The sequence below is a fragment of the Agromyces sp. Root1464 genome, from assembly GCF_001427265.1.
Lineage (GTDB): Bacteria > Actinomycetota > Actinomycetes > Actinomycetales > Microbacteriaceae > Agromyces > Agromyces fucosus.
On sequence record NZ_LMFU01000002.1, the window covers coordinates 39,344 to 63,407 of the forward strand.

Sequence of the window (24,064 nt, forward strand, 5' to 3'; positions counted from 1 at the left end):
ATCGGTGGACGAGGCCGCCCGAGACGGCACGGCGGCCGACGGTCAGCCGAGGAGGCGGACCGCCGCGTCGAGGCTGCCGACCGCCGCGTCGGCGTCGACACGGGTGAGCGCGAAGGTCGCGACGACGAGGGCGGTGCAGGTCTCGGCGAGGCGATCGACCTCGCCTGCCGGTCGTTCGGGGTACCTGGCCGCGATGCCGCTGCGGATGGCCGCGTGCAGTTCGGCGCGATAGGCGGCGACCGACTCGCGGACGGCCGCGTCGTGAGCGATCGGGGCGCCGGCGGCGTTGATGAGCAGGCAGCCGTTCTCGGCGTGGAACGAACCGGCCTGTCGGAGTGCAGCTCGTAGCCCGGCGAGGTACTCGACGATGGCGTCGGGGGAGACGGGCTCGGTGATGAGGGGGCGGATCCGCGGGCGGACGACCTCGTCGAGGTAGCTGTTCACGGCGGCATCGAAGAGGCCGCGCTTGCTGTCGAACGCATGGTAGATGCTCGACCGCTTGAGCCCGGTCGCCGCCTCGAGGTCGGGGATCGAGGCGTCTTCGTAGCCGTGCTCCCAGAACACCGTTCGAGCGGCGCGAACGACCTCGGCGGTGTCGAACGTCTGATGGCGACCCATGTGGCGGCTTCCTTTTGGCGGAACGGTCGGTCCAGTATATATTAGAACGATCGTTACATGAAACACGGCCCACGAGGCCGGGAAAGCGAAGCAGCAGTTGTCGAACACGACCAGCACGCACGTCCAGCTCATCGCCCGCCCCGAGGGATGGCCGACGCCGGCCGACTTCCGCATCGCGACCGTCGAATACGGCGAGTTGCAGCCGGGCCAGGTCCGCGTGCAGAACGAGTTCGTCTCGGTCGACCCGTACATGCGGGGCCGCATGAACGACGTGCGCAGCTACGTCGCGCCCTACGCCCTCGGCGAGACCATCGGCGGCGGGGGGATCGGCCGCGTCGTGGCATCCGAGGCCGACGCGATCCCGGTCGGCAGCGTGGTGCTGCACCAGCACGGATGGTCCGACCTCGTGCAGGGCGAGGCGACGACATTCCGCGTCGTCCCCGAGCTCCCCGGAGTGCCGCTCTCGCTGTATCTCGGCACCCTCGGCATGACGGGGCTGACGGGCTACGTCGGCCTCACCGCCATCGCGGGCATGAAGCCCGGCGACACCGTCTTCATCTCCGGTGCTGCCGGCGCTGTCGGCACCGCCGCCGGCCAGATCGCGAAGCTCCTCGGTGCGGGCCGGGTGATCGGTTCGGCCGGCTCGGCCGAGAAGGTGCGCCTCCTGACCGAGAAGTACGGCTACGACGCCGCGTTCAACTACAAGGATGCCCCGGTGCGCGAGCAGCTCGCGGAGCTCGCTCCCGACGGCGTCGACGTGTTCTTCGACAACGTCGGCGGCGATCACCTCGAGGCTGCGCTCGACGTCATGAACGACGGCGGCAGGATCGCCCTCTGCGGGGCGATCACGAGCTACAACACGACCGAGAAGGTCGCCGGACCCGACAACCTGGCCAACATCATCACGCGCGGCCTCTCGGTGAAGGGGTTCACGCTCGCGGCGTACCTCCACCTGGCACCGGAGTTCAACGGTCACATGACCGGATGGTTCTCGGAGGGCCGCATCGCCTACGACGAGACCGTCGTCGACGGCATCGAGAGCACGGTCGACGCGTTCCTCGACATGATGCGCGGCGCCAACACCGGCAAGATGCTCGTGCGTGTGGGCGGCTCGACCGCACGCTGAGCCCTGGCTGTCACGACCGAGCGAACGAGCGTTCCAAGCGGCTGAGCCCCTCGCGGATCGTGGACGGTTCGTAGGTGGTGAACGAGAGGCGCATGGTGGCGGGATCGGGGTGCTCCACATAGAACGGCGGCCCGGGTACGAAGGCGACCGACTGCTCGATCGCCGCCGTGAGCTGCCCGGTGCTGTCGTACCCCGATGGCATCGTGGCCCAGACGAACATCCCGCCGTCCGGGCTGCTCCATGTGCTCCCGGCCGGAAGGGTGTTCGGCAGGGCTGCGAGCATCGCGTCGCGACGTTCGCCGTACGCCGCGCGGATGCGGTCGAGCGCGGTCTCGAGACCACCGTTCGTCAGGTAGTGCGCCGCGGCGGCCTGGTCGACGGTCGACGTGTGCAGGTCGGCGGCCTGCTTCGTCACGACCACCGTCGAGTGGATGTCGCCTCGAGTCCGGATCCACCCGAGGCGGAGCCCGGGGGCGAGCACCTTCGAGAAGCTGCCGACCGTGACGACGTGCTCGGCGGCGAACGAAGCCAGGTAGGGCAGCGGGTCGCCCGAGTACCGCAGTTCGCGGTAGGGCTCGTCTTCGACGATGCGGAAGCCGTGGGCGGTCGCGAGCGCGACGAGGCCCTCGCGGTTCGCGACGTCGAGACTCGTGCCCGTGGGGTTCTGGAAGGTCGGCACGGTGTACATGAGCTTCGGGCGGTGCTGCTCGGCGAGCGCACCGAGTGCGTCGAGGTCGACGCCGCCGGCCGCCATCGGCACGCTGACGATCCGCGCGCCGGCGAGGGTGAACGCCTGGAGCGCGGCGAGGTAGCTCGGCCGCTCGACGAAGACCGTGTCACCGGGATCGAGCAGCGTCGTCGCCAGGAGGCTCAGCGCCTGTTGCGACCCGGTCGTGATGAGGATCTCGTCGCGAGTGGTCGGCAGCCCGTGTGCCGTGTACCGATCCGCGATGAACTCACGGAGTGCCGGGTTGCCCTCGCTGGTCGAGTACTGCAGGCCGGCAGGTTCGCGCAGCGCTGTGTCGAACGAACGTCGAAGACCGTCGAGGTCGAAGAGCTCGGGAGCCGGCAGGCCGCCGGCGAATGAGATGACGTCGGGATTCTCGGTGAGGGCGAGGAGGTCGCGCACCGGTGACCGGGTCGTGCCGCCGGAGCGTCGGGACGGACGGGGGAGCAGGGCTGAGACGGACACGGATACCTCACCGGGCGATGTCGGGGAACGAGCGGGATCAGGTGGCCGTCTCGATCGTGTCCCCGGCCGGGCGAGGCCGCCGAATGGTGGATGGCGGGCTCGTAGCTTTACGGTACAGAATGTATCGTATGGCGGCAACCACCTTGGGGAGACCCCGGCACGAGAGCATCGACCGTGCGGTGCTCGACGCAGCTGCGCGGATCATCGAGCTCGAGAACTACCGGGCGCTCACGATCGGCAGGGTGGCCCAGGATGCCGCGACCACGCGTGCCGCCGTGTACCGACGGTTCGCAACGACCGCCGAACTCGCGATCGCGGTGCTCGGCGACCGGTTCGGTACCGACCCCGGCGTCGACACGGGGCATCTCGAGACCGATCTCCGGACGATCCAGCAGCATCGCCTCGAACTGTTCACCCACCCGCTCATCGTGCGCGGCCTCCCGGGGCTCATCGACGACCTCTCGCTCCAACCCGAAGCGGCGCGGCACTTCTCCGAGGAGTTCCTCGGACCCCGGCGAACGGCGACGACGCGCGCCGTTCAGCGCGCGATCGACCGAGGCGAGGTCGCGGCATCCGTCGACGTGGAGTGGATCAGCGACCTCCTGACCGGACCGCTCCTCATGCGGGCGCTGCTTCCGGGCCTCCAGGTGATCGACAGCGAGCTCATCGAGCACACCATCAGCACCGCGCTGGCAGAACTCGGCCGAGCTCAGCGCGGGTGAGTGCTCAGCGTCGCGCGCGGTCCGCGAGCCTGGTCTCGAGCGCCGCGGCATCGGGCACGAACCAGGCGCCGTCGCCGCGGTTCGACTCCCGAACGAGTGCGGCGAAGGCGCCGCTCGCCGCCGTGTGCTCCGAGACGTCGCCGACGATCGCGATCCGCAGGCGGTAGTTGCCGAGCTTGCCGAGCATCTCGCCCGCGAACCCGCTCGAGAGGTCGAAGAACCGTTCGTCGAGTCGCTCGACCGGGATGGCGATGAGCGTCACCCGGTTGGACCAGGCGCCGCCGATCAGGTCGGAGGTGTCGTCGTCGGTCGCGATCGCGGGTCCGTCGACGTCGAGGCGATCGACGCGCACTCCGTGGAGCTCTTCGATGGGCATGACCCCACGCTAGACCCGGCGTACGACGAACGGCGGGCGAAACGGCGGGTCGAACGAGCGGATGCCGCGGGCGACGTGCGCCCGCGGCATCCGCTCGATCGCTGCGCTCAGCCGAACGGCACCGCTTCGAGCACCGTGACCTGCACGGCGCGGTTCGGCGCCTGGTAGGTGACGGCGTCGCCGACGTATCGGCCGGTGATCGCGGAACCGAGCGGCGAGGTGGGCGAGTAGACGTCGAGGTCGACGCTGTCGTCGAGGTCGGCGAGCTCACGGCTGCCGAGCAGGAAGCTCGTGGGCTCTGCGTCGTCGTCGAACCGCACCGTGATGCGCATTCCGGGTTCGACGAGTCCGTCGTCGGGCTTCAGGCCGACCTCGGCGTTGCGCACCATCGCGCGAAGCTCGGTGGCGCGTGCCTGCTCGGTGTCGGTCAGGGTTCGGCCGGGTCGTGAGAGCTCGGCGAGCTCGGCTTCGAGCCGCTCGAGCGCGGCCGGGGTCATCCACACGGATTCCGTGGTCATCGGGGAGTTCCTCCCTCTCGGCGACCCTCTCGGGCCGTCTGGCAAAGAGCTTCCCAGCCTAGTCGAGCCGCTGCCCGCGCAGGCCCTCTACTGGCTCAACCAGGCGATCAGCGTGCCGATCGCGGTGAGGACGATGAGGCCGAGCAGTCCGTAGCGTCGGAGCTGCACGGCGAGGAGCGCGACCGACGGGCGCCGACGGGGTCTCCGCCGGCGCCGCGGCGCGCGTGGGGGTTCGGGCGGAGTGCTCAGCTGGCCCTCGGCACGATGAGGCCGTTGGTGGCGGCGCTGGCAGCAGCGAACCGGGCCTGCACATCGGCCCAGTTCACGATCTCCCAGAAGGCCTTGACGTAGTCGGCACGCACGTTCCGGTAGTCGAGGTAGTACGCGTGCTCCCAGACGTCGAGCTGCAGCAGCGGAGTGACGCCGAGCGGCGCGTTGCCCTGCTGGTCGAAGAGCTGGAAGATGACGGGGCGAGCGCCCACGCTGTCCCACGCGAGCACCGCCCAGCCCGAGCCCTGCACGCCGAGCGCCGTCGCCGTGAAGTGCGCGCGGAAGGCGTCGAACGAGCCGAAGCCGTCGTCGATCGCCGCCGCGAGCTCGCCGTCGGGGGAGCCGCCGCCGTCGGGCGACATGTTCTGCCAGAAGACGCTGTGGTTGATGTGGCCGCCGAGGTTGAACGCGAGGTCCTTCTCGAGCTTGTTGACGTTCGCGAGGTTGCCGCTCTCGCGTGCCTCGGCGAGCTGGTCGAGCGCCGTGTTCGCGCCCGTGACGTAGGCCTGGTGGTGCTTCGAGTGGTGCAGCTCCATGATCGTCGCCGAGATGTGCGGCTCGAGTGCGGAGTAGTCGTACGGCAGTTCGGGCAGTGAATAGGCGGGCATCCGGATGCTTCCTTTCGGTGTGCCGACCGCGGGTGCGGTGCGGCGGGTGGCGGGAGTCAGAGTTCGGGGGCGGCGTGGTCGAGGCGGTGGAATCGGCGATCGCGGTAGACGAGCGCCGGCGCCTGGTCGCCGAGGAACACGTCGAGCACCTCGGCCACGACGAGCGAGGACCCGCCGACCTGCACCACGTGCAGCGTACGGCAGCGCAGCGCCGCGGGGGAGTCGGCGAGCCAGGGCTCACCGGTCTCGAGCTGCGACCAGCCCTGTTCGGGCGTGAAGCGCGGCTGGCCCGATCGGGCGAAGGCACGTGCGACATCGACGTGCTGGGATCCGAGGAAGTGCACGACCACGCTGTCGGCCGCCAGCAGCGCGCCCGCCGAGCCCGTCGCCCGCGTCACCGAGAACGAGAGGGCGGCCGGTTCGGCCGAGACCGACGCGACGCTCGAAGCGGTGAGGCCCACGGGCCCCTCGGGCGTCATGCCCGTGATGAGCGCGACGCCGGCCGGATGGTCGCGGAACGCGGCCTTGAACGCATCGGTGGTGGCGAGGGCCGGGCGCGCGGTCGCGGCATCCGTCATGCGTGCGCCTCCTGCGGGGGCAGGGTTGCGACGACCGGGTGGTCGAACGGCAGCATGCCGGTCTTCGCGGCACCGCCGGGCGAGCCGAGCGGTGATGCCCCGCCGGCGGCCATCTCGAAGAACTCGACGTTGGCCTTGTAGTAGTCGGCCCACATGTCGGGAAGGTCGTCCTCGTAGTAGATGGCCTCGACGGGGCAGACGGGCTCGCACGCACCGCAGTCGACGCATTCGTCGGGGTGGATGTAGAGCGAGCGCTCACCCTCGTAGATGCAGTCGACGGGGCACTCGTCGATGCAGGCCTTGTCTTTGACGTCGACGCAGGGCAGCGCGATCACATAGGTCACGGGGCGACCACCGACTTCACGATTCGCATGCCTCCACCGTAAAACCTCAAGTACCCTTGAAGTCAAAACGAGGGGTACGGATGTCGCAGCACGACGAAATGGAGATCGAGGCCGAGCCGGGCCCGACCGGCAAGCACGCGCCCGACGAACTGCTCACCGTCGGCGAGATGAGCCGCCGCACCGGGGTGGCCCCGTCGGCGCTGCGCTTCTACGAAGACCTCGGGCTCATCGCCTCGCACCGCACCGGCGGCAACCAACGGCGCTACCCGCGCCACATGCTGCGCCGGGTCTCGCTCATCTCGGTGGCGAAACGGCTCGGGATCCCGCTCTCCGACGTGCAGACGGCGTTCGAGAACGTGCCGCTCGACACGACCCCGAGTCACGAGGACTGGCAGGCGGCGTCGCGCCGCTGGAAGCGGCAGCTCGAACTGAGACGACTCGGCATCGAACAGCTCGAACGCGAGCTCACCGGATGCATCGGCTGCGGGTGCCTCTCGATGAAGGCCTGCCGGCTGTTGAACCCCGACGACGAGCTCGGCGAGCACGGGGCGGGGCCGCAGCGGCTCTGAGCCCGTCGTCGGAGTTCGAGCGACGCGGGCGTTCGCCGCCTCAGGCCGCCCGGTCCGTCAGGCGGCGACGATGAGCCGCGTGACGTCGGCGAGCACGTCGTGGTTGCTCGGAGCGTCGGCGCGGTCGGTGCGGGTGAGGATCGCGAGGGTCAACGCCTCCTCTCCCGGGCGCCAGACCACCCCGGCGTCGTTGACGACGCCGTAGCCTCCGAGCCCGGTCTTGTCGGCGAGCTCGAACGGCGGCGTCAGGCCAGCGAGGATGCGCTTGCCCGAGGTCGTGTTCCGCAGCATCCACTCCTGCAGTCGCGCCGTGGTGAGGGCGCCGGCGCCCTGGTCGATGAGCAGCTTCTGGAAGAGGAACGCGATGTCGTCGGGCGTGGAGGTGTCGCGCTCATCCCCGGGCGTCGCCTCGTTGACCTCCGGTTCCGGCCGGTCGAGGCGCGTTCGGGTCGCCCCGAGGGAGCGGGCGAAGGCCGTCACGGCCGGCGGCCCGCCGAGCTCGCGCAGCAGGAGGTTGCCGGCGGTGTTGTCGCTGAACCGCAGCGCGGCATCGGCCATCTGCTCCGGCGTCGCGGCCCAGGTCGTGGTGTCGAGCTTCGTCGAGTCGCCGACGACGTCGGCGGAGGTGAACGGGATGGGTCCCGCCCAGTACGCCTCGTCGTAGCCCCGCGCCTGCACGAGGGCGCCGGCCGCGAGCGTCTTGAACACGGAGCACATCGGGAAGCGGTCGGCGCCGCGGTACCGGAACGCGCGCCCTGAGTCGTGCCAGATCGCGGTGACGCCGATGGTGACGGATGTCGCCCGCTCGAGCTCCGCGATGGCGTCGGACAGCCGCCGGTGGCCACCGACGGCCGGGGCGGACGGTGCCGCGACGGCGGGCGCTGACGAGAACGCGGTGGCCGCCGCGCCGGCGGTGGTGAGGCCGCCGATGGCGAGCAGGGATCGTCGGGAGAGCTGGCTGGATGTCGGTCGATCAGTCATAGCCGGGAGTCTGTCGGTGACCTGTCGATGCATGCAAAGGCCGAATCGACCCGATCGATGCAAGAATCGAATGCATGGCACGCAATCTCGACCTGCGAGCGGCGTGCGAGGCCTTCGTCTCCGTCGCCGAACGCGAGAGCTTCACTGCCGGAGCAGTCGGCGCCGGCGTCACCCAGTCCGTCGCGAGCCGGCGCATCGCAGCGCTCGAGCAGCACCTCGGGGCGCGCCTGTTCGAGCGCACGTCGCGCCGTGTCGTGCTGACCGAGTTCGGGCGCGGCATCCTGCCGAGCGCGATCAAGCTCGTCGACGCGGCGCTCGAACTCTCCGAGGATGCCGAGCGATCGCATCGACTGCCTGTGACACTCGGTGTGCCCCATGCCTACGATCCGGCCGCGGCAGCGAGGATCGCGGCGGCCGGGTCGGACGGTTCGATGAACGTCGAGTTCGTTCCCGGACTGCCGCAGGAACGGGAGGCGGCGTTCGCGGCGGGACGCGTCTCGCTCAACCTCGAGCCGGTCGCGCCGGACCGTGCACGGTGGGCGGCCCCGCTCGGGGTCGGTTGCGGGGACCGCGGCCGACCTGATGGCGACTTCTACTTCACCGAACTCCGGCCTCGCCGCGGCATCCGCTCGCTCGTCAGGCTCTGGCTGGTGCCCGAGGACGACGTGCCGCACGTGCGCGACCGACTCGAGTTGGTGCGGAACGGGGCGGGGCTCGCGCCGACCCAGCTTCGAACGGCGGCGTCGCTCATCACCGCGATGGCCGCGGCTCTCAGCGGTGACGACCTGGTGCTCTGCACGAGCGCAGAAGCCGACGCGTTCGGCCTGCGGTGGCGGGCGCTCGGCGACCTGCGTCTCGTGCGCGGGTACGCCCTCGCGGCACGCGAGCGTGACGTCGCGTCCCGGTTCCTCGAATTCGCCGGACCACGCCTCGTCGATCTGCTGCACTCCGAACCGGTCATCGGCATCGCGCGCGAGACTCGATCGGCGCACGGCGGGACGCATGCAGACTGACCGCGCCCTGCTGCGCGACGCCGCCGAGGTCCTCCGCTCGGCGGGTCTTCGCGCCTCGATCGTGGTGCGCGACCTCGGGAGCGGACGCGAGCTGTCGCTCGCGGGCGAGGACACCTACCCGCTCGCCTCGGTCGTCAAACTGCCACTCGCGCTCGCCGTGCTGCAGCGCATCGACGAGGGCCGGCTCGACCCGGCCCGGCCGGTGACGCTCAGACCCGACGATCGAACACCCGGACTGGTCGGCTACTGCCGCTTCCAGCACCCGACCACCGTCGCCGTCGCGGACCTGCTCTACATGGCCGTCTGCCTCAGCGACGACACGGCGGCCGATGCCCTGTTCGACCTCTGTCCGCCTGCCGCGGTGACGGCGTCGCTCCGGGAGGCGGGGATCACCGGCATCACCGTGCGGCACTCGATCCGCGAGCTGCACCGCACCCTCGCGAGCGTGCTGCCGCCCGAGCAGATGCCGCAGGCGCTCGCGCTCGCCATCCGCGCGTCCACCCGGGGCGGCGGTCACCTGATTCCGCAGCTCGACGTCTCGAGTGCGAACGCGGGCACCGCGAACGCCTGCGTCGAGCTCCTCGACCGCATCTGGCGCTCACCGGCACTCGCTCCCCAGCAGGATCGGCTGCGCGGCCTCTTGGCGATGAACGTCATGCGGCAGCGTCTCGCTCCCGACCTTGAATCCGACGATGCGGTGTGGCATTCGAAGACCGGCACGTTCCTGCACCTGCGCCATGAGATCGGCGTGCTCGAGCACGCGGACGGTCGCGCGATCGCGATCGCCGTGCTCAGCGAGTCATCCGTTCCGGCGCAGCGTCAACCCGCCGCCGAACAGGCCCTCGGCCTCGCCGCGAAACTGCTGCACGACCGGGTCCGTTCGGCGCCCGCTTGACTGGTACGGCAGCTGACCCGGCGGCCCGGCAGGGTCGCGTCGGGTGAGGGCGGTCGGCACGATAGCCGCGCGACCGCGGCACGTCCATCCCTTGCCGCACGCGGTCGGCCATCGTTCACTGGCTGTGTGGAGCGATCCGATGCTCCGCAGCACGGGAGGGATGAGACCGATGACCGATGCCACAGGGATGCCCGAAGACGAAGAGACCTGGCAGGAGACGGTGACCAACGACGCCGTCGCCGGTGAGACCATCCTCGACGGTCCAGGAGACGGGAACGACGGACCCACCGGGGGAGCGGCGCGCGAGCAGGAACCCGTGTTCGCCGAGAACGATCTGATCGATGAGGAGGTCGATCTCGACGACGAGGAGTTCGGAGCGGACGACGAGCTCTGACGGCGATGAGGTCGGTGCGGCGGCGTGACGGGTCAGCCGCGGAGCTCCTGCAGCTCGTCGAGCCGAGGGGCCGGCACGAGCGCGTCGCCCGACCCGCCGAAGACGCGCACGGGGCGTTCGCTGCTCCACTTCGGCCACCCGGGATCGCCGGTCGTCGCGAAGGCGACCCATGCGCCGTGCATCTCCGCGGCGAGCGACTGGGGAGCGGATGCCCCGGCGAGTGCCACCGAGTCGGCACATGCGAGTCCGTCGAAGACGAAGCCGAGCTCCACGGCGTGCGCCGCGCCGAGTTCGTGCACCGGGCTCCGCCACGCGAACTCGTAGACCCACGTCGCGGCGCCGGCCGCTGCACGTGCGTCGGCCGCCCGGTACTCCGATCTGCGGAGCAGCACGTCGGTGAGGATCGCGCCGAACACCTCGCCGTGCTTCGCGCCGGGCCGATTGGCCCGATAGCGTCGCACCGCGGCCGCGGAGATCTTCGCGGCGCGACGGCCGATGGCCAGGTGCAGGCGCGTGATCTTGTCGACCACGCCGCTCGGCACGAGCCACAGGCGGTACTCCTCGGTCGTCGTGCCGATCACGAGCGGCACGTTCGACGAGGCTCCGGCTGACAATCCGTCGCCGGGGGAGACCGGCACGAGGTCGTCGTCGATCGCGATGGCGTAGGCGGGGCCGCCGCCGAGGGGCGAGCTTCCCGCGAGCACCTTCGCCTGCGCCGCCACCAGCCGGTCGGGCTCGATCGCCGCGAAGGCGTCGCGTGTCGCCTCCACCCCGAGCTCCCTGGCGATCAGTGCGGTGATCCTGCCGGCATCGGCCGGCGCCTTGGCCTCGAGCGGCCCGCTCATGACGAGGGCCTGCCGCGCGACTTCGCTCGCGACGGGCGATGCCGCGAGGGCGGCCACCGTCGCGCCACCGGCGGACTGGCCGAACACGGTGACGCGGCGAGGATCGCCGCCGAACGCGGCGATCTCGGCCTGCACCCAGCGGAGTGCGGCGAGTTGATCGTGCAGGCCGAGATTTAGGGGAGCACCGTCGAGCACCGAGAACCCCTCGGCGCCCAGGCGGTAGTTCACGGAGACGAACACCACTCCGTCGCGGGCGAACGTCGCGCCGTCGTACCCGGGCAATGCGTTCGAGCCGTGCTTCAACGAGCCGCCGTGCATCCAGACCATGACGGGGTACGGCGCGCCCGCGGCATCCGATGGCGCCCAGATGTTGACGTGCAGGATCTCGTCGCCCGGGATCGCGACGGTCGGCAGCAGTTCGCCGAGCGCGCCCGCGTAGGGCGACTGCGGAGCGGTCGGGCCGAAGGCCGTCGCGTCGCGCACTCCCTCCCACGGTTCGACCGGGGCCGGAAGGCGGAACCGGCGGTCGCCGAAGGGCGCCGCGGAGTAGGGGACGCCCAGGTACTGGGCGATGCCGTCGGTGGTCACACCGCGGAGGGCGCCGGTGGAGATCTCGATGACACCCTCGAGGGGTGCCCGCTCGTCGCTGAGTGGTTGCACCAGCTCATCCTGCCGGTCGGACACCGTCGGCGCTAGAGACGGCGGCGGACGCAGTCGGGCCCCGGCGATCGATCGATCGCCGGGGCCCGTGTGCACTGCGGACTACGCCGCGGGCTCGCTGTCGCGCTTCGGCAGCTTCCAGCCCGGCCGTACGAAGTGGCACGTGTAGCCGTTCGGGTACTTCTCGAGGTAGTCCTGGTGCGCGGGCTCGGCCTCCCAGAACGGGCCGGCGGGCGAGACCTCGGTCGTCGCCGGGCCCGGCCAGAGGCCCGAGGCGTCCACGTCGGCGATCGTCTCGTGCGCGACGACCTCCTGCTCGTCGCTCGTCGGGAAGATCGCCGAGCGATAGCTCGTGCCGATGTCGTTGCCCTGGCGGTTCTTCGTCGACGGGTCGTGGATCTGGAAGAAGAACTCGAGGAGGTCGCGGAACGACTCGACCTCGGGGTCGAAGAGGATCTCGATGGCCTCGGCGTGCGTGCCGTGGTTGCGGTAGGTCGCGTTCGGCACGTCGCCGCCCGTGTAGCCGACGCGGGTGCTGATCACCCCGGGGCGCTTGCGGATCAGGTCCTCCATGCCCCAGAAACAGCCGCCGGCGAGGATCGCGGTCTCGGTTCGTGCAGTCATCGTGCGTTCTCCTGGTTCTCGAACAGTGCGCGGTATCGACCGTAGCCCGCCTCGTCCAGCTCGGCGAGCGGAACGAAACGCAGGGCCGCGGAGTTCATGCAGTAGCGAAGCCCTCCGGCCTCGCTCGGTCCGTCGTCGAAGACGTGGCCGAGGTGGCTGTCGGCACCGCTCGACCGCACCTCGACGCGCTTCATGAAGAGCGAGCGATCGGTCTTCTCGGTCACGGCGTCCGGCTCGATCGGCTTCGTGAAGCTCGGCCAGCCCGAACGACTGTCGTACTTGTCGGTCGAGGCGAACAGCGGCTGCCCCGAGACGACGTCGACGTAGAGGCCGGGCTCGTGGTTGTCCCAGTACTCGTTGCGGAAGGCCGGCTCGGTGCCGTCCTCCTGCGTGACCGAGTACTGCTTCGGCGTGAGGCGGGCGATGGCCTCGGGAGTCTTCCGGTAGTCCTGTGACACGTGGTCCTCCTGTTCGGCGCCGCCGGCTGCGACGCCCACTGAGAAGAACAGTGGGGGAGCCGGTGCTGTTCCGCGCAGACGGGCTGTCAGCTGTGGGTTCCCTGTGAGCGGATGCCTCGCCGTCGCACCCGTCTCGCACATGACGCGGGGGTCGTCATACGCGGGGCGGCCCGCACCCGGCATCGTTACGATTGCCGGGTGACTCAGGCCTCAGCGCAGACGGACCCCGCCTCGACCGACATCGAGGGCGCCGTGCGACCCGAGCGATCGGTGCACCTGCTCGAAGCGCTCGCGGCGCGCGTCGTGATCGCCGACGGAGCGATGGGCACGATGCTGCAGGAGCACGACCCGACCCTCGACGACTACCAGCAGCTCGAGGGCTGCAACGAGATCCTGAACGTCAGTCGCCCCGACATCATCGGCCAGATCCACGACGCCTACTTCGAGACCGGCATCGACGCCGTCGAGACGAACACCTTCGGCGCGAACTGGTCGAATCTCTCCGACTACGGCATCGACGACCGTATCGAGGAGCTCGCCGCGGCGGGCGCGGCGATCGCCCGCGAGCGCGCCGAGGCATGGCAGGCACGCGACGGCCGGGAGCGCTGGGTGCTCGGCTCCATGGGGCCGGGCACGAAGCTGCCGAGCCTCGGTCACACGACGTACGCCCACCTGAAGTCGACTTTCGCGCTGCAGGCCGAGGGCCTCATCCGCGGCGGGGCCGACGCGTTCCTCGTCGAGACCTCGCAGGACCTGCTGCAGACCAAGAGCGCCGTGAACGGCTGCAAGCAGGCGATCGCGGCGACCGGCGTGCGCCTGCCGATCTTCGTCGAGGTCACCGTCGAGACCACCGGCACGATGCTCATGGGTTCCGAGATCGGGGCGGCGCTCACCGCCCTCGAGCCGCTCGGCGTCGACGCCATCGGGCTGAACTGCGCGACCGGGCCCGACGAGATGAGCGAGCACCTGCGTCACCTCTCGAAGTTCTCGAACGTGCCCGTCATGTGCATGCCGAACGCCGGCCTGCCGGTGCTCGGCGCGAACGGCGCGAGCTATCCGCTCACCCCCGAGGAGCTCGCGACCGCGCACGAGCAGTTCGTGCGCGAGTTCGGCCTCGGCCTCGTCGGCGGATGCTGCGGCACCACGCCGGCGCACATGAGCGCCGTCGTCGCGAGGCTGCGGGGCGCCGAGGCATCCGCTCGCCGCATCGAGGCCGACCCCGGTGTCGCAAGCCTCTACCAGCACGTCAGCTTCGAACAGGAGAGCTCGTACCTCGCGATCGGCGAGCGCACCAACGCCAACGGGTCGAAGGCGTTCCGCGAGGCGATGCTCGACGAGCGGTGGGACGACTGCGTCGACATCGCCCGCAACCAGGTGCGCGACGGCGCCAACCTGCTCGATGTCTGCGTCGACTACGTCGGCCGCGACGGGGTGGCCGACATCCGCGAGGTGGTCTCACGGCTCGCGAGCGCTTCGACGTTGCCGCTCGTGGTCGACTCGACCGAGCCTGCGGTGCTGCAGGCCGGGCTCGAGCTCATCGGCGGGCGCCCCGTCGTCAACTCCGTGAACTTCGAGGACGGCGAGGGCGGCACCAGTCGCTTCGCCCGCATCATGCCGCTCGTGAAGGAGCACGGTGCAGCGGTCATCGCCCTGACGATCGACGAGGAGGGGCAGGCGCGCACCGCGGAGAACAAGGTGCGCATCGCCTCGCGGCTCGTCGACACGCTCGTGGGCGAGTGGGGCATGCGCGTCGACGACATCATCGTGGACGCCCTGACCTTCCCGATCGCGACCGGGCAGGAGGAGACCCGGCGCGACGCCATCGAGACCATCGACGCGATCAAGCAGATCACCGCGAAGTACCCGGGCATCAATACGACGCTCGGCGTCTCGAACGTGTCGTTCGGGCTGAACCCCGCTGCACGGTCGGTGCTGAACTCGGTGTTCCTGCACGAGGCCGTCGAGGCCGGCCTCACGAGCGCCATCGTCGATGCGGCGAAGATCGTTCCGCTCGCCTCGGTGCCCGAGGACCGCCGCAAGGTCGCCCTCGACCTCGTGTGGGACCTGCGCGAGTACGACGCGGAGGGCACGCTGACCTATGACCCGCTCGTGGCGATACTCGACCTCTTCGCCGGCGTCGACATGGCCGCGATCCGCGACGCACGGGCCGCGGAGCTCGCGGCGCTGCCTGTGGGCGAGCGACTCGAGCGCCGAATCATCGACGGCGAGGCCAAGGGGCTCGAGGCCGACCTCGACCTCGCGCGCGACGGCGGGCTCAGCGCGATCGACATCATCAACGTGCACCTGCTCGAGGGGATGAAGGTCGTCGGCGAGCGCTTCGGATCGGGCGAGATGCAACTGCCGTTCGTCCTGCAGTCGGCCGAGGTCATGAAGAGCGCCGTGGCCCTCCTCGAACCGCACATGGAGAAGTCGTCTGCCGGCGGCAAGGGCACGATGGTCATCGCGACGGTACGCGGCGACGTGCACGACATCGGCAAGAACCTCGTCGACATCATCCTCTCGAACAACGGCTACGAGGTGATCAACCTCGGCATCAAGCAGCCCATCGCCGACATCATCAAGGCGGCGGAAGAGCACGACGCCGACGTGATCGGCATGTCGGGCCTGCTCGTGAAGTCGACCGTGGTGATGAAGGAGAACCTGCTCGAACTCAATGCGCGCGGGCTCGCGAAGCGCTGGCCCGTCATCCTCGGCGGCGCCGCCCTCACCCGCACCTACGTCGAAGACGACCTCGCCGGCATCTTCGACGGCCAGGTCCGCTACGCTCGCGACGCCTTCGAGGGGCTCGCGCTCATGGAACCGCTCGTGGCCATCGCCCGCGGCGCCGACCCGGCAACCGTCGGCCTGCCGGCCCTCAAGAAGCGCATCCACCGGCCGGGACTGCTCACCGTCACGGAGCCCGAGCAGATGCCGGCACGATCGGATGTCGCGGCCGACAACCCCGTGCCGACGCCGCCGTTCTGGGGCACCCGCATCGTCAAGGGCATCGCGCTCGCCGAATACTCCGCGTTCCTCGACGAGCGCGCAACCTTCATGGGGCAGTGGGGCCTGAAGCCGAGTCGCGCCGACGACGGCGCGAGTTACGACGAGCTCGTCGAGACCGAGGGGCGCCCGCGCCTGCGGTACTGGCTCGACCGCATCCTCGCCGAGGGACTGCTCGACGCGTCGGTGGCCTACGGCTACTTCCCGGTCGTCGCCGACGGCGACGACATGGTCGTGCTGCACCACGGCGACGACCCCGACGGGCTACTCGGGGCTGCGGGGCTGCTCGCCCCCGACGGAGGCTCGGGCGGTGCGATCGGCAGCGACCGTCTGCGATTCCACTTCCCGCGGCAGAGCCGCGACCGGCACCTGTGCCTCGCCGACTTCGTGCGCTCACGCGACGCCGGCCAGGTCGACGTCGTCGCCGTGCAGCTCGTGACGGCGGGCCAGCGGGTCAGCGAGGCGACCGCGAAGATCTTCGCCGAGAACCGCTACCGCGACTACCTCGAGCTCAACGGCCTCGCGATGCAGCTCACTGAAGCGCTCGCCGAGTACTGGCACTCGCGCGTACGCGACGAACTCGGCCTCGGCGGGGAGGACCCCGACGACGTCGCCGGGCTGTTCAAGCTGCACTACCGCGGGGCGCGCTTCTCGCTCGGCTACCCGGCCTGCCCCGATATGGAGGACCGCGGCAAGGTCGTCGAGCTGCTGAAGCCCGAGCGCATGGGCGTCATGCTCTCGGAGGAACTGCAACTTCACCCCGAGCAGTCGACCGACGCGTTCGTCTTCCACCACCCCGAGGCGAAGTACTTCTCGGTCTAAGAGCGGGCCGACCCGCGCACGGCGGGCGCGCCCTGCGACGGCAGCTTCGCCCGCCGGAGCGAGGCGAGCACGGCCGGGCCGATCACCGCGATGCCGACCACGGTCGTGACCGCGCGAACGGTGTCCCACGTGAGTGTCGAGGTCACGAGCGAGTAGAGCGCGAACGAGGCGAGGTTCTCGCTGATCGGCGCCGACCCGTCGTAGGAGATGTCGGTGCCCATGCCGACTGCGAACGGCCAGAACCAGAGATTCATCACGAGCCCGAAGGCGTATGCCGCCGCCACGCCGTACGCGGCGAGCATGGCGATCTCGAGGGCCGTCGCCCGCCGCACGGCCGCGACGGTCGCCGCTCGCGGGCGGATCGCCGGCAGCAGGCCCGCACCCGCCGCGACCCAGGCGCACGCGAACATCTGGAACGGCGTCCACGGGCCGATGCCGCCCCAGAGCACCGACGACACGGCGATGGTGAGCATGCCGAGGAGGAACCCGAATCGTGCGCCGAAGGCCCGCCCGGCGAGGATCAGCAGGACGAAGACGGCTTCGATGCCGCCCACTCCGGCGCCCGCGATGCGGATGCCGGCGCCGATCGCCGCGAGCACGCCGAGGAGTGCCACCGCCTTCGCCGAGTGCATCTGCCGATCGAGGACGCCGAGCACGACGGCGATGACGGCCGGCAGCACGGCAAACGCCACGAACGGAGCGGCGCGCTGCGCATCGGCCGGCACCGCCGTGGCCACGAGCGGCCAGCCGAACGCGGCGAGGGCGAGGGTGCTGCCGGCCAGGAGCGCGATCGTGGTGGTGCGCTCGCGCCGCCGAGCGGTACGGTCGCCGCGGTCGCGGTCGCGGTCGCGGTCGCCGCGAGCGTCGGACCGGCCGGCGGGCGACTCGACGGCGGTCACGAGCTCACCTCGGCGGTGGTGCGAGGCGCGGCAGACACGGTGCCGTGATCGAGCGTGAGCTCGCGGTCGGCGAAGCGAGCGGCGAATTCGCGGTCGTGCGTGGCGAACAGCACGACCCGCCCGGCCTCGGCGATGGTGACGAGGGCCTCGCCGACGAGGCGCCGCGCCGCGGCATCGAGACCGCGGGCGGGCTCGTCGACGAGCAGCACCGCCGGCGAGGGCGCGAGTTGGATGGCGATCGCGAGGCACAGCCGCTCACCGGCCGAGAGGTCGCGGGGATGACGCAGCAGCATGCCCTCGTCGAGGTCGCGACCGAGCAGCGCTGCGAAGGTCTCGCCGGTCGGCGTCGACGGCCGATTCCGGCGGTCGGCGCGGTGGCACTCGGCCGCGACGGTCGTCGCGAAGAAGAGGTCGTCGAACTGCTCGGGCACGAGCGTCACGGCTCGGCGGCGCGCAGCGGGGTCGAGCGCTGCGACATCGGCGCCGTCGATGAGCACGGTGCCCGCGGCATCCGGCACCGCCATCGCGCCCAGCAGGCTGCTCTTGCCCGCCCCGTTCGCGCCGGTGAGCGCGACGAGTTCCGCGGCGTGCAGGGTGAACCGCGCCTGGCGCACCGCGACGGCGTCGCCGTGCCGCACGTCGAGCCCCCGCACCGAGACGAGCGGATGCCCCGGACCCGCTGCTGTTCGCCCAACGATCTCATGGGCTGCTCGCGCCGAGGCCCGCGTCGTCGTCGGCATCGCCTCTGGCTCGGGGGCCTCGCCGAGCGCGACGTACCCGCTGTCGATCTCGAGCCAGGTGTCGGCGAGTCCACGCCATTCCGCGGTCCGATGCTCGGCGACGACGACGCAGGTGCCGGTTTCATGAGCGACCCGGTCGAGCACCCGGCACACGAGAGGCCGCGCTGCCGCGTCGAGCTCCGCGAGCGGCTCGTCGACGAGCAGGACGACTGGGCGGGAGACGAGCGCCGTGGCGATCGCGACGAGGGTCGCCTCGCCCGCGGAGAGCGCCGTGACGGGCCGGTCGAGCAGTCGGGAGATGCCGAGCTCGTGGGCCGTCTGCCGCACCCGGGCGTCGACGGCCTCGGCGTCGAGGGCCTGCGTGGTGAGCGCGAAGCCGATCTCGTCGTGCACCGTCTCGGCGACGAACGAGAGCCGAACCTGCTGGGCGACGACCCCGACGAAGCCTGCCGTCTCTCGCGGAGGGTGCCGACGCCGATCGAGCCCGCCGACCTCGATGCGCCCGGTCTGATGTCCGCCCTCGAAGTGCTGGAACAGCCCGCTCATCGCATCGAGCAGGCTCGACTTGCCCGAGCCGGTCGCGCCCGACACGATCGTCAGGGTGCCGGGCGCGAGTTCGAGATCGGCGCCGGTCAGTCGCCAGGCGCCGCCCTGGTCGAGCGATGCCGCGGTGAACCGCACCGGGTGCTCGACGTCTCCCGCCGGTCTGTCGGATGCGGCGAAGCCTCGCACCTCCATCGAGGCGGCGAGGGCGAGGGCTCGCTCGACCGTGTGCTCGAACACCGGCACGAGCCGGGCGGCGGGCCCGCGCTCACCGCGGAGGGCGGCAGCCCGACGCATCCGCCGCACCGACTGCGCGAGCGCCGGCGCGGTGGCCCAGGCGATGACGAGCGCGCGCGAGACGGCGCGGATCGGGCCGCGGGTCGAGCCGCGCACGAAGAGGCGCTGCACGTCGATGACTGCGTTGAGCACGCCGAAGGCGAGGATCACGGCCGCGAACGGCAGCGCGCTGACCGCCGCGTTCCAGATGCCGCCGGTCGTGATCGGCCCGAAGAGCGTGATGTGCGCGAAGGGGCCGCCGAGGGGCACCTTCGGGAGGTCGAACAGGAGCGATCCGCCACCGGATGCCCCGCCGAACACCATGCGGTAGAGCACACGCGACACCACGAACACCGCCGCGACGATCGCCGCCGCCCGCAGTGGTGCCGCGCGGAACCGCATCATCCGGCCGGGGTCGGAGTCTCCGTGCCGGTCGTGTAGACGAGGCCGACGCTCTGCCCGGGCTCGACCTGGAGCGTGCCGAGCCCCTCCTGGGCGTACTCCCACTCGCCGTCGGCCGTGGGCTTCACCCAGAGCGCCCAATAGGCGTAGGCGGGCGGCATCGACTGGCAGGACTCGACGAAGGACGCCTCGCCCTCGACGTCGACGGTCTCGTCGGGCCCGGGTCGATCGTTCACCCGGCACACGATCTGGTCGCCCCACTCGACCGAGCCCTCGGTCGTGACGCCGGCCTCGTCGAGCGCGGCCGTTGCAGCGATCGCGGACGTCGCGTCGACGCACGCCGATTCGCCCTCGGCGTCGAGCGTGCCGAAGTCGACGACGACGGCGACGCCGTCGCACTCGGCACCGCTGTCGGCGCTGGCTTCAGCACTCGCCGCCGGTGTCGGATCGGCGGTCGGGGCAGGTGTCGCAGCGGCGCAGCCGCTCAACGCGAAGACACCGACGAGGAGGAGGGAGATGAGGGGGGATCGCACGCCGACCACCCTACCGATGCTCGGAACAAGGGCTTCATCGCATGAAACAACCCGACATGAACGGATGTGACAGGTGTCACGAACCACTTGCGAACCCGAGGAACCCTTGGGTTAGTCTGTGCGGATTGGCAACTTCCCGCGGGCGGAAGGCGCTCGCGGATCTCGCACGATGGGGATCGGCCGGTGAGTCGCGTCCCCGCTGGGGAGAAGCATGAGCGAAGCGTCCGGAGTCACGACCACCGCACGGTCAAGAGCGGGCGGATCGACCGGACCACGGGTCCCACGGCAACGCCCTCGGGCAGCCGGGGGCTGGCGCGCCATGGCATCCGGAGCGGCGGTGCTGGCACTGGCAGCCGTCGCGGGCACCGGCGTGATCTCGACCGACACCGTGGCGGAGCGCGCGCAACTGGCGGCGGAGCAGGTCGCCGAGACCGCAGAGCTGTCGGCGGCCACCGACCTCGACGCGAGCCAGTTGGGCGCGCACGAGGGCATCCTCACGGCCCGGGCCGCGCAGGACGCGGTCGACGCGCTGAACCAGGCCGAGGCCGTGATCGCCGCGGCCGGCGGCAAATCGGATGCCTCGAACCTCGAGGCATCCGTCGCCGCGCTGAGATCGTTCGAGCTGCTCGCGCCCGAGCGGGTCTTCGAGCTCGCCGATGCGGCACGGGCGCACGCGGTCACGGTCCAGGCCGCGGTCGTCGAGTTCGACCGCATCGCGGCGGAGCAGGCGGCAGCGGCAGCAGCAGCGCAGGCCGCCGCCGAGCGGGCGGCCGCTGAACGCGCTGCGGCCGAGCGCGACGCAGCGACGCCGCCGGCGACCAGCCCGGCACCGGCGGCGCCTGCGAATCCGAGCGAGGCGCAGGTCATCGCACGCGACATGATGGCGACCCGCTACGGGTGGGGCGATGATCAGTTCGGCTGCCTCGTGGCGCTCTGGAACAAGGAATCCGGGTGGAACGTCACCGCGGGCAGCCCGGGCGGGGCCTACGGAATACCGCAGGCCCTCCCCGGCAGCAAGATGGCGTCGGCGGGCGCGGACTGGCAGACGAGCGCGGCCACGCAGATCAGCTGGGGGCTCGGATACATCGCCGGAAGGTACGGAACGCCGTGCGGAGCGTGGGCCCATTTCCAGGCGAACAACTGGTACTGATCGCGCTGGAGGATCCGCTACCGCAGCCGTCGCGAACGGTCGTCCATTCGCATGACTTTCACAGGAGAAGCTGAGGTTCTGTCCAGAAGGCCTCGGCAGACTGGCCACTTCGCCCGGGCGCCCCCGCTCGTGGAACGTCGATCAAGGATCGTCCAGCGCTCTGCGCCGAGACGATCCGCCGTGTGAAAGTCATGCAGAACCAGCCTTCATCTTCTGAAAACACCTCGTCCGAAGCCCGACAGACCGAAGTCCTCCGCCCACGGGCGCGCCGGAATCACCCGCTCTGGAGGAGCGGTCCGATGCTCGCAGCGGGAGCCGTCGTCGCCATCGGCGCCATGGTCGGCACGGGATTCGCCGTGCAGTCCGCGGTCGCCTCCACGAACGACAGCATCGCCGAGACCGATGCCCTGCGCGACGCCGCGAACCTCGATGTCGAGCAGCTCGGCTCCCACGCCGGCATCCTCGAAGCGCGTGCCGTCAAGACGGCCAACGAGACGCTCGCCGCAGCGAACGACACGATCGTCGCGGCACAGGGCAAGACGGATGCCTCGCAGCTCGCCTCCTCGGCCGCCGCACTCGGCAACTACCGACTCCTGGCACCCGAGCGCGTCTTCGAACTCGCCGACCGCATCGAGGCGCATGCAGCGCCGGTGCGCGCCGCCGTGGCCGAGGCCGATCGCATCGCTGCCGAGCAGGCCGCCGCTGCTGCGGCTGCCGCCGCGGCCGCCGCCGCTGCCGCCGCACAGGCGGAGGAATCGTCGGCGCCGTCGACCGGATCCCGCCCGTCCGGACCGGCCAACCCGAGCGGTGCCCAGGCGATCGCCCGCGACCTCATGGCCGCGCAGTACGGGTGGGGCGACGATCAGTTCGGCTGCCTCGTCTCGCTGTGGAACAAGGAGTCGGGCTGGAACGTCTACGCGTCCAACTCCTCGAGCGGCGCCTACGGCATCCCGCAGGCACTGCCCGGCAGCAAGATGGGCTCGGCCGGCAGCGACTGGCAGACCAACCCCGCCACCCAGATCACCTGGGGTCTCGGCTACATCGCGGGCCGCTACGGCACGCCGTGCGCCGCGTGGGACAAGTCGGAGTCGTCCGGCTGGTACTGATCCCGCTCGATCGACGAGACGGCGGCGTCGTCGGGCTGAGGCCCGCGGCGCCGCCGTTTCGCGTGCGCGGGCCGGTTCGGCGTGTCAACCACTGCCGGAAAACCTGGGCGCCTCGATAGCCTGACGACATGGACGAGCGCGGGGGAACGGCCGGGAAGGCCGCGAAACGAGGGCCGTTCGCCGGAATCATCGCGTTCGGCGCCCGGGTGACGGCATGGGCCCTCCAGCTGAAGCCGGTGCGCGCGTTCCTGTTGTACCTCGAGCGGCACGGCGCGATGCTCGCCGACAGCGTCACCTATCGCGTGCTCTTCTCGATCTTCGCGGGCGTCTTCCTCGGGTTCGCGATCGCGGGCGTGTGGCTCTCGGGCAATCCTGATGCGCTCGAGGCGCTCGTCGAGTCGATCGACGCCGCCATCCCAGGCCTGTTCGGTGAAGGTGGGCTGATCGCCCCGGACGACCTCGTGCAACCGCTGACGCTCAGCATGGCCGGCGTCCTCGCGCTCGTGGGTCTCGTCGGCGCAGCCATCGGTGCGATCGGGTCGCTGCGCACCGCCTTCCGCAGGCTGGGATCGCAGCCCGACGACCAGACGTTCTTCATCTGGGTCATGCTCCGCGACCTCCTTCTCGCGATCGGGTTCGGCGCGGCCTTCGCCGCCGCCGCCGCGGTCACCGTCTTCAGCACGAGCGCGCTCGGCACCCTGCTCGGCTGGCTCGGCATCTCGAGCCGCGACGCGGTCCTCGACGCATCGTCGCGATTCCTGTCGATCGCGGTCACCTTCGCGATCGATGCGCTCCTGATCGCGGTCATGTTCCGCGTGCTGTCCGGCATGCGGCCGAGCGCCCGCTCGCTCTGGAGCGGTGCGCTGCTCGGCGCCGTCGGGCTCTCGGTGCTGCAGGTGCTCTCGGGCCTCTTCGTGGGCGGCGCCACGAGCAATCCGCTCCTCGCGTCGTTCGGTTCGCTCATCGCCCTGCTCATCTGGCTGAACCTCTCGAGCCAGGTCATCCTCATCGCGGGGGCGTACATCGTGACCGGCGTCGACGACGAGCACGATCGCGTGCATTCGAAGTACGGCGCCCCGACGTTCGCGATCCGGCGGCTGCAGCGAGCGGAGCGCCGGGCGACGGACGCCGCGGCGGAGGTCGTCTCCGCGCGGGAGGCCGTCGAGAAGGAGCGCGCCGAGAGCTCGTGACAACCGTGCGCGCCCTCGATCACGGTTCGTGACGGCGAGCGGCTCCCGCGACAGAATGGATGGATGCCGACCGTGCTGCAACTCGTCCGTTCCGTGGTGTCCCCGCTGACGCGCACCCGCTTCTTCCGCTGGTGCGCCCCGCGCGTGCTCCCGGCGGTCGAGCGCGTGATCGCCGCCGTCTCGGGCGGGCGGGTGCAGCTCAGCGCCCTGCTCGTGCCGTCGCTCGTGCTCCACACCACAGGCGCGAGATCGGGCGAACCGCGCGACTCGGCGCTGATGTACACGCCCGACGGGCACGGGCGCGCGATCGTCGCCGGAACGAGCTTCGCCCGCGACCGTCATCCCGGGTGGACGTACAACCTGATCGCGCATCCCGATGCCGCGATCACGGTCCGGGGGCGGACCATGCCCGTGCGGGCGAGCCGTATCGCCGATGACGAGCGCGACGCAGCCTGGGCGCGCATCGAGGCGCAGTGGCCGGGCTACCGCGCTTACGAACGGGAGTCGGGTCGGGTCGTGCGCCTCTTCCTCCTGCAGCCGGTCGCCGACGTGCAACACGCGTCGATGTGACGTCTCGACGCGGCCTGCGCGGACGCAGGCCGCGCTCAG

The 24,064-nt window shown here is 70.9% G+C and carries 25 protein-coding genes; 11 read left to right on the forward strand and 14 right to left on the reverse strand.

What is annotated here, in order from left to right:
* Positions 1–42: 42 nt before the first annotated feature.
* Positions 43–618: a TetR/AcrR family transcriptional regulator gene (locus ASD23_RS05990; RefSeq protein WP_056008069.1), complete on the reverse strand. Its 576-nt coding sequence runs from the start codon at positions 616–618 to the stop codon at positions 43–45.
* A 97-nt stretch (positions 619–715) separates the two neighbouring features.
* Between ASD23_RS05990 and ASD23_RS05995 the strand changes: the two genes are divergently transcribed.
* On the forward strand, positions 716–1,744 hold the full coding sequence (locus ASD23_RS05995) for an NADP-dependent oxidoreductase (protein ID WP_056008072.1): 1,029 nt from the start codon (positions 716–718) through the stop codon (positions 1,742–1,744).
* A gap of 10 nt (positions 1,745–1,754) precedes the next feature.
* Here ASD23_RS05995 and ASD23_RS06000 read toward each other — a convergent pair whose 3' ends face one another.
* A complete protein-coding gene (locus ASD23_RS06000; protein ID WP_235507665.1) occupies positions 1,755–2,936 on the reverse strand; it encodes an aminotransferase-like domain-containing protein in 1,182 nt (393 codons plus the stop codon).
* 128 nt (positions 2,937–3,064) lie between these two features.
* On the opposite strand from ASD23_RS06000, the gene ASD23_RS06005 reads away from it, so the two are divergent.
* On the forward strand, positions 3,065–3,658 hold the full coding sequence (locus ASD23_RS06005; protein ID WP_162248734.1) for a TetR/AcrR family transcriptional regulator: 594 nt from the start codon (positions 3,065–3,067) through the stop codon (positions 3,656–3,658).
* A gap of 4 nt (positions 3,659–3,662) precedes the next feature.
* On the opposite strand, the gene ASD23_RS06010 is transcribed toward ASD23_RS06005, so the two are convergent.
* The 5 genes from ASD23_RS06010 to fdxA all read right to left on the reverse strand — a co-directional run bounded on the left by ASD23_RS06010 (position 3,663) and on the right by fdxA (position 6,352).
* Positions 3,663–4,034: a DUF4180 domain-containing protein gene (locus ASD23_RS06010; RefSeq protein ID WP_056008078.1), complete on the reverse strand. Its 372-nt coding sequence runs from the start codon at positions 4,032–4,034 to the stop codon at positions 3,663–3,665.
* 107 nt (positions 4,035–4,141) lie between these two features.
* Positions 4,142–4,552, reverse strand: coding sequence for a GreA/GreB family elongation factor (locus ASD23_RS06015; protein ID WP_056008081.1), 411 nt, complete (start codon positions 4,550–4,552; stop codon positions 4,142–4,144).
* 245 nt (positions 4,553–4,797) lie between these two features.
* Positions 4,798–5,430: a superoxide dismutase gene (locus ASD23_RS06020; protein WP_056008084.1), complete on the reverse strand. Its 633-nt coding sequence runs from the start codon at positions 5,428–5,430 to the stop codon at positions 4,798–4,800.
* A gap of 56 nt (positions 5,431–5,486) precedes the next feature.
* The gene (locus ASD23_RS06025) at positions 5,487–6,008 is read right to left on the reverse strand and encodes a flavin reductase family protein (RefSeq protein WP_056008087.1); all 522 of its coding nucleotides are present in this window, start codon (positions 6,006–6,008) and stop codon (positions 5,487–5,489) included.
* A complete protein-coding gene (fdxA, locus tag ASD23_RS06030; RefSeq protein WP_056008090.1) occupies positions 6,005–6,352 on the reverse strand; it encodes a ferredoxin in 348 nt (115 codons plus the stop codon). Before fdxA ends, ASD23_RS06025 begins: the two co-directional genes overlap by 4 nt.
* Before the next feature lie 80 nt (positions 6,353–6,432).
* Between fdxA and soxR the strand changes: the two genes are divergently transcribed.
* Positions 6,433–6,921, forward strand: a complete 489-nt coding sequence (gene soxR / locus ASD23_RS06035) for a redox-sensitive transcriptional activator SoxR (RefSeq protein ID WP_082571267.1) — start codon at positions 6,433–6,435, stop codon at positions 6,919–6,921.
* 57 nt (positions 6,922–6,978) lie between these two features.
* Here soxR and bla read toward each other — a convergent pair whose 3' ends face one another.
* Positions 6,979–7,902, reverse strand: coding sequence for a class A beta-lactamase (bla, locus tag ASD23_RS06040; protein ID WP_056008096.1), 924 nt, complete (start codon positions 7,900–7,902; stop codon positions 6,979–6,981).
* A 74-nt stretch (positions 7,903–7,976) separates the two neighbouring features.
* Here bla and ASD23_RS06045 point away from each other — a divergent pair, with 74 nt between their 5' ends.
* From ASD23_RS06045 to ASD23_RS06055, 3 genes are all read left to right on the forward strand, one after another.
* On the forward strand, positions 7,977–8,915 hold the full coding sequence (locus ASD23_RS06045) for a LysR family transcriptional regulator (protein ID WP_056008100.1): 939 nt from the start codon (positions 7,977–7,979) through the stop codon (positions 8,913–8,915).
* The gene (locus tag ASD23_RS06050; protein ID WP_056008103.1) at positions 8,905–9,810 is read left to right on the forward strand and encodes a serine hydrolase; all 906 of its coding nucleotides are present in this window, start codon (positions 8,905–8,907) and stop codon (positions 9,808–9,810) included. The genes ASD23_RS06045 and ASD23_RS06050 overlap by 11 nt, the downstream gene beginning before the upstream one ends.
* 169 nt (positions 9,811–9,979) lie before the next feature.
* A complete protein-coding gene (locus ASD23_RS06055; protein WP_157377031.1) occupies positions 9,980–10,204 on the forward strand; it encodes a hypothetical protein in 225 nt (74 codons plus the stop codon).
* A gap of 32 nt (positions 10,205–10,236) precedes the next feature.
* Here the strand turns inward: ASD23_RS06055 and ASD23_RS06060 are convergent, their stop codons facing one another.
* The 3 genes from ASD23_RS06060 to msrB form a co-directional block, all read right to left on the reverse strand.
* Positions 10,237–11,709 (reverse strand): carboxylesterase/lipase family protein, encoded by a 1,473-nt coding sequence (locus ASD23_RS06060; protein ID WP_056012607.1) that lies wholly within the window; start codon positions 11,707–11,709, stop codon positions 10,237–10,239.
* A gap of 102 nt (positions 11,710–11,811) precedes the next feature.
* On the reverse strand, positions 11,812–12,333 hold the full coding sequence (gene msrA, locus ASD23_RS06065) for a peptide-methionine (S)-S-oxide reductase MsrA (protein WP_056008112.1): 522 nt from the start codon (positions 12,331–12,333) through the stop codon (positions 11,812–11,814).
* Positions 12,330–12,791 (reverse strand): peptide-methionine (R)-S-oxide reductase MsrB, encoded by a 462-nt coding sequence (gene msrB, locus ASD23_RS06070; protein ID WP_056012610.1) that lies wholly within the window; start codon positions 12,789–12,791, stop codon positions 12,330–12,332. The genes msrA and msrB overlap by 4 nt, the downstream gene beginning before the upstream one ends.
* Positions 12,792–13,043: 252 nt before the next feature.
* On the opposite strand from msrB, the gene metH reads away from it, so the two are divergent.
* A complete protein-coding gene (gene metH, locus ASD23_RS06075; RefSeq protein WP_442854324.1) occupies positions 13,044–16,616 on the forward strand; it encodes a methionine synthase in 3,573 nt (1,190 codons plus the stop codon).
* On the opposite strand, the gene ASD23_RS18805 is transcribed toward metH, so the two are convergent.
* From ASD23_RS18805 to ASD23_RS06090, 3 genes are read right to left on the reverse strand one after another with little or no spacing between them, the layout of a single operon-like run.
* Positions 16,613–17,515 carry a hypothetical protein gene (locus ASD23_RS18805; protein WP_056008116.1) on the reverse strand — a complete coding sequence of 301 codons (903 nt, stop codon included), beginning with the start codon at positions 17,513–17,515 and terminating at the stop codon, positions 16,613–16,615. The genes metH and ASD23_RS18805 overlap by 4 nt on opposite strands.
* Positions 17,512–19,479, reverse strand: a complete 1,968-nt coding sequence (locus ASD23_RS06085) for an ATP-binding cassette domain-containing protein (RefSeq protein WP_056008122.1) — start codon at positions 19,477–19,479, stop codon at positions 17,512–17,514. The genes ASD23_RS18805 and ASD23_RS06085 overlap by 4 nt, the downstream gene beginning before the upstream one ends.
* Positions 19,476–20,009: a hypothetical protein gene (locus ASD23_RS06090; RefSeq protein ID WP_235507666.1), complete on the reverse strand. Its 534-nt coding sequence runs from the start codon at positions 20,007–20,009 to the stop codon at positions 19,476–19,478. Before ASD23_RS06090 ends, ASD23_RS06085 begins: the two co-directional genes overlap by 4 nt.
* Before the next feature lie 319 nt (positions 20,010–20,328).
* Between ASD23_RS06090 and ASD23_RS06095 the strand changes: the two genes are divergently transcribed.
* The 4 genes from ASD23_RS06095 to ASD23_RS06110 all read left to right on the forward strand — a co-directional run bounded on the left by ASD23_RS06095 (position 20,329) and on the right by ASD23_RS06110 (position 24,025).
* Positions 20,329–21,159: a hypothetical protein gene (locus ASD23_RS06095; RefSeq protein ID WP_056008130.1), complete on the forward strand. Its 831-nt coding sequence runs from the start codon at positions 20,329–20,331 to the stop codon at positions 21,157–21,159.
* A gap of 299 nt (positions 21,160–21,458) precedes the next feature.
* The gene (locus ASD23_RS19210) at positions 21,459–22,265 is read left to right on the forward strand and encodes a lytic transglycosylase domain-containing protein (RefSeq protein WP_056008133.1); all 807 of its coding nucleotides are present in this window, start codon (positions 21,459–21,461) and stop codon (positions 22,263–22,265) included.
* 128 nt (positions 22,266–22,393) lie between these two features.
* On the forward strand, positions 22,394–23,455 hold the full coding sequence (locus tag ASD23_RS06105; protein ID WP_082571270.1) for a YihY/virulence factor BrkB family protein: 1,062 nt from the start codon (positions 22,394–22,396) through the stop codon (positions 23,453–23,455).
* A 63-nt stretch (positions 23,456–23,518) separates the two neighbouring features.
* Entirely contained in the window at positions 23,519–24,025 is a 507-nt protein-coding gene (locus ASD23_RS06110) for a nitroreductase family deazaflavin-dependent oxidoreductase (protein WP_056008136.1), read from the forward strand.
* Positions 24,026–24,064: the final 39 nt, after the last annotated feature.

Excerpts from the sequence above, each read along its gene's own strand:
- ASD23_RS05990 (WP_056008069.1), bottom strand. The coding sequence starts at position 618 with ATGGGTCGCCATCAGACGTTCGACACCGCCGAGGTCGTTCGCGCCGCT.
- ASD23_RS06005 (WP_162248734.1), top strand. The coding sequence starts at position 3,065 with ATGGCGGCAACCACCTTGGGGAGACCCCGGCACGAGAGCATCGACCGT.
- ASD23_RS06010 (WP_056008078.1), bottom strand. The coding sequence starts at position 4,034 with ATGCCCATCGAAGAGCTCCACGGAGTGCGCGTCGATCGCCTCGACGTC.
- ASD23_RS06015 (WP_056008081.1), bottom strand. The coding sequence starts at position 4,552 with ATGACCACGGAATCCGTGTGGATGACCCCGGCCGCGCTCGAGCGGCTC.
- ASD23_RS06020 (WP_056008084.1), bottom strand. The coding sequence starts at position 5,430 with ATGCCCGCCTATTCACTGCCCGAACTGCCGTACGACTACTCCGCACTC.
- ASD23_RS06025 (WP_056008087.1), bottom strand. The coding sequence starts at position 6,008 with ATGACGGATGCCGCGACCGCGCGCCCGGCCCTCGCCACCACCGATGCG.
- soxR (WP_082571267.1), top strand. The coding sequence starts at position 6,433 with ATGTCGCAGCACGACGAAATGGAGATCGAGGCCGAGCCGGGCCCGACC.
- bla (WP_056008096.1), bottom strand. The coding sequence starts at position 7,902 with ATGACTGATCGACCGACATCCAGCCAGCTCTCCCGACGATCCCTGCTC.
- ASD23_RS06045 (WP_056008100.1), top strand. The coding sequence starts at position 7,977 with ATGGCACGCAATCTCGACCTGCGAGCGGCGTGCGAGGCCTTCGTCTCC.
- ASD23_RS06050 (WP_056008103.1), top strand. The coding sequence starts at position 8,905 with ATGCAGACTGACCGCGCCCTGCTGCGCGACGCCGCCGAGGTCCTCCGC.
- ASD23_RS06055 (WP_157377031.1), top strand. The coding sequence starts at position 9,980 with ATGACCGATGCCACAGGGATGCCCGAAGACGAAGAGACCTGGCAGGAG.
- msrA (WP_056008112.1), bottom strand. The coding sequence starts at position 12,333 with ATGACTGCACGAACCGAGACCGCGATCCTCGCCGGCGGCTGTTTCTGG.
- ASD23_RS06085 (WP_056008122.1), bottom strand. The coding sequence starts at position 19,479 with ATGATGCGGTTCCGCGCGGCACCACTGCGGGCGGCGGCGATCGTCGCG.
- ASD23_RS06095 (WP_056008130.1), top strand. The coding sequence starts at position 20,329 with ATGGCATCCGGAGCGGCGGTGCTGGCACTGGCAGCCGTCGCGGGCACC.
- ASD23_RS19210 (WP_056008133.1), top strand. The coding sequence starts at position 21,459 with ATGCTCGCAGCGGGAGCCGTCGTCGCCATCGGCGCCATGGTCGGCACG.
- ASD23_RS06105 (WP_082571270.1), top strand. The coding sequence starts at position 22,394 with ATGGACGAGCGCGGGGGAACGGCCGGGAAGGCCGCGAAACGAGGGCCG.
- ASD23_RS06110 (WP_056008136.1), top strand. The coding sequence starts at position 23,519 with ATGCCGACCGTGCTGCAACTCGTCCGTTCCGTGGTGTCCCCGCTGACG.